The following is a 754-nucleotide window of genomic DNA, read 5'->3' on the forward strand; positions in this document are numbered from 1 at the left end:
GACGGAGGCGCAATGGGCGAGGATTGCGCCACTGCTGCCGGGGAAAGCTGGCGACCCGGGACGTACGGCTGCGGACAATCGACTGTTCGTCAACGGATGTTTGTGGGTTTTGCGATCGGGCGCACACTGGAGCGACCTGCCGGAACGGTACGGCAAGTGGAAAACGGTGCATCAGCGCTTCAGCCGCTGGTGCCATGCCGGCGTCTGGGAGCGCGTGTTCGCTGCTCTGACCGCCGATCGCGACAACCAGTATCTGATGATCGACAGCACCATCGTTCGCGCCCACCAGCAGGCGACGAGCGGAAAAGGGGGGCCAAAGATCAGGCGCTGGGGCGTTCCCGAGGTGGACTGACCACCAAGATCCACATGCTGGCTGATGCGCTCGGCCGTCCGCTCCGCTTCATCGTCACGGCTGGGCAAGTTAATGACATCACCCAGGCGCCGGCACTGCTCCACGGCCAAAGCGGCGATGCCGTGCTCGCCGACAAGGCCTATGACAGCAACGCCCTGCGTGCGATCATCGCGGAAATCGGCGCAACGGCGGTGATCCCGTCAAACCGCACCCGCAGGATCATCATTCCGCACGACGCCGACGCATACAAACAGCGCAACCGCATCGAGCGCTGCTTTTGCCAGCTCAAACACTTCCGACGCTTGGCAACCCGTTATGACAGGCGATCTGACAACTTTACCGGCTTCATCCATCTCGCTGCCGCAATGATCTGGATGCAATGAATGTCGATCGGTCCTAGGC

The 754-nt window shown here is 62.1% G+C and carries 1 pseudogene; it reads left to right on the top strand.

The features are described 5' to 3' along the window. The first annotated feature begins 34 nt into the window (after nucleotides 1-34). Nucleotides 35-735: pseudogene (locus ACZBJS_RS42665) on the top strand (IS5 family transposase). Nucleotides 736-754: the final 19 nt, after the last annotated feature.

The organism is Bradyrhizobium sp. KZN70725 (assembly GCF_055264925.1).